Genomic DNA, 2,951 nt, shown 5'->3' with positions numbered 1-2,951 from the left:
AATGCCACGCGTTGCGAATCGCTCTTAAACAGTTTGTTATATTTTTGATTTCTGTGGACTCAGTACCTCAAGTAATCTTTTATGAATTGAGATTCGGTCGACGTTACCAGTTTCTTGACAAACAAAAGCCGCATCCTCTTCTGCCAAAACCTCAATAGCCTGAGGCTTACAAACTTGCATAAAACTGAAGTGCGAAGCACCTTTGATTTCATTGTAAGAAAGATTGCTTAGGTTGGTATTTATATACGGAGTAATTTGTAGCTTAGGCGGGATAGTCTCGTCCAACTCAGCACCAACTACTACTGTTTTTGCCGACAGAGTATCTAACGATTTAGGTAATATCGCAGGCACGTAACCTGGAGCAATCGCAACTGCATTTTTTATCCGTTTATCCCTGTAATCGCCCGAGATCATAAGACGTTCTTGTTGTGAAAGCTCATTCAGTACATTGCTATAATAATCGCATGATGCATCATTGTACTTATGACAGTATTCTTGATACCCCTTAATATCGAACTTTGCGCCTGCTAATGCTAATGCTGTATAACCACCCAAAGAGTAACCGATGACCGTTATATTATCTTTGTCTACATACTGGGCGTAATTACTTGATAGTATCTGATCGATAAGGAAGGAGACATCTCGAGGCTGCTCCCACATTCTGAGGACGCCCTCGGGCGTAGCTTGACCTGTTGTGTAAGTAGGATGATTTGCTGACACGACAAAAGCACCATTCTCAGCTAACTCACTCCCAAGCCATGATAGGTTTTTCCAATTACCTGAAGTCCCGTGAACTAGGATGTACAATGGAAAACCCCTACCCTTTGGGATTGCTGATTTAGCAGCCTTAAACCCATAGAAAGCAATATTTTCGGCGAAAATGGCTTCGGAAGCGGTCGTCGTTGTTGGGTAAAATATCTTAGTCTCAATGAGCCTATGCCTTTCATTATCTTGGTAATTGTCTTCCGCGATGCCTATTGCCGCCATGCTTGCCGAACTGAAGCAGCATAAAGAGGCTAAAACTATTCTTTTCATACTTTCCTTTATCCACTGACGTAAAACAAAAATATAACGCCGCATTAAGGGGCAGCAACGCGCTACCACCAAACTTCAATTTAATACCGTAAACACAGATGCCAAGATTTAAACCAAGCTCGCCACGCGTTGACTGTCCCTCTTGAATGCTTTGTTATGTTTCTGTGGGACTTGGTACTAACTTAGGAAACTCAAATACCAACTTTAAAAGCATCTCTGTAAACAAAACTAGCTCCTTAGCATCGTCAACTGTCATGGCATGAACTTCGTGGTTAGCCTCATTTCCTTTCTGCCGAATGTGGTCTACCCAATGTCTCGCATTCGGTGGAATATAGTTTTCTACAGACAGATGATTTATATAAGTCACAAAGCTCTTACCAGCTTCAGCCCCCAACTCAACAGCTATGTTCATTAGTATTTTTCTACACAGCAGTACCGCCGCTGTATAACAATTTTGGCTAGTACAGCGCCTTGCTTCTTTATAAAGACTATAAAGCTCTTCGGGAACATGACTCACTGCGTTTCCAAATGAACTCTCTGGAAACTTACCGTGATTCGGGCTAAAAAATGTAGGAGCATGACAATTTGAACATATCCAAATACCTCCTATAACCTGTCCACTACCATCACCGTGTTCCCCTATAGGAAGACCTTTTGTTGATGAGACCTTATCTCCACAATAGCCACAACGCCAAGACATATTGGGTAAGTCTGTAGGTCTTCTCCAATTCATATAACCTTTGTCTAAAAATTCCAAATTTTCCTCCTTGAAACATAACGCCGCGTTAAGGGGTGAACAACGCAAACCACCCAACCTAAGCCATTGTGCCTTAAACACAAAAGCCAAACATTGAACCAAAACCGCCAAGCGTTGAGAATCCCTCTTAAACGCTTTGTTATACCACTACTCAAAGCTTTTCACTGAACTCCCCGCACTGCTTACACTTGTAACCATGCTTGTAAAAAAACAGTGGAAAACCCAGTAAGATAAATACTAAGAAAGCTGGACGCTTACCTTTTGTAAATGCAAATAGCTCTGTGCTACCACAGTTAGGGCAAACATCTTTTGCTTCATCAACGGCAACTTCATTTTCCAATGATTCTGAAAAGTCACTACTAAGTATTTGTTTCGCTTCCTCTGCATCACTCTCGGCCACCATCAGACGAACACCGCCCATGGCGTTTGAATAAAGCCACTGAGTATTCACCGTGTGCTCGTCAGCGATGTGACTGTCTATTCCGGCACTATCTAGGCTCGCTTTCGCAATATGGGCTTCATGAGGAAAAGAAAACCTTGCTACTACAATCACATTTTACTCCTTGTGGTATAACGCCCTGTTAAGGGGTGAGCAACGCAATACCGAAGCCACCGCACACCACCTTAATCACTAATATCAACGCATTGTAAAAATGCCACGCGTTGCGAATCCCTCTTGAACAGTTTGTTATGTGCAGAGTATGCGCAGAACCAAAAATGCACTTGTAGCTGTCATAGCAATACCAAGAGTTACGTACGAACTATGAATTAGCCAATACCGTTTTTTCTTGTATTTTTCATTGGCTTTCCAACATTGTTCATCTTTCGATTTTTTCAACTCTTGTGTAAGCGCAAAGAATCGCTTTGCATCCACACGAAGTTCATAAAGGCATAGAACAACAGTAATAACAAAACTGATTAAAGCGGCAGAAAGTAAAATTTGCTCTAAATCTGAGTATTTTTGATCATCCTTAGTCAAAGCCAAGAAAAAAACACCTGTTGCACCTGATGAAACCGATAAGATGTAAGCTCTCAGTCGATTTCCTGCATCTTTAGCTAATTCATGATATTGATTAATTTCGTCCTGCATACTTCATCCTGCACATAACGCCCTGTTAAGGGGTGAGCAACGCAATACCAAAGCCGCCGCATACCACCT

Annotated in this window: 4 protein-coding genes; all 4 read right to left on the bottom strand. The window is 41.8% G+C overall.

The window, feature by feature from the left end:
- Positions 1-36 precede the first annotated feature (36 nt).
- The 4 genes from BIW15_RS23635 to BIW15_RS25185 all read right to left on the bottom strand — a co-directional run bounded on the left by BIW15_RS23635 (position 37) and on the right by BIW15_RS25185 (position 2,882).
- The gene (locus BIW15_RS23635; protein WP_077281718.1) at positions 37-1,035 is read right to left on the bottom strand and encodes an alpha/beta fold hydrolase; all 999 of its coding nucleotides are present in this window, start codon (positions 1,033-1,035) and stop codon (positions 37-39) included.
- 154 nt (positions 1,036-1,189) lie between these two features.
- Entirely contained in the window at positions 1,190-1,792 is a 603-nt protein-coding gene (locus tag BIW15_RS23630) for a DUF4145 domain-containing protein (protein WP_077281717.1), read from the bottom strand.
- Positions 1,793-1,943: 151 nt separating this feature from the next.
- On the bottom strand, positions 1,944-2,345 hold the full coding sequence (locus BIW15_RS23625; RefSeq protein ID WP_029841440.1) for a DUF2007 domain-containing protein: 402 nt from the start codon (positions 2,343-2,345) through the stop codon (positions 1,944-1,946).
- A gap of 135 nt (positions 2,346-2,480) precedes the next feature.
- Complete coding sequence (locus tag BIW15_RS25185; RefSeq protein ID WP_077281716.1) at positions 2,481-2,882, bottom strand: hypothetical protein; 402 nt, start codon at positions 2,880-2,882, stop codon at positions 2,481-2,483.
- Between the last annotated feature and the right edge of the window lie 69 nt (positions 2,883-2,951).

The organism is Vibrio sp. SALL6 (assembly GCF_002002385.1).
Taxonomy (GTDB): domain Bacteria; phylum Pseudomonadota; class Gammaproteobacteria; order Enterobacterales; family Vibrionaceae; genus Vibrio; species Vibrio parahaemolyticus.
Note: the sequence above shows the minus strand (reverse complement) of the source record. Positions and strands in the feature narration are given on the sequence as shown.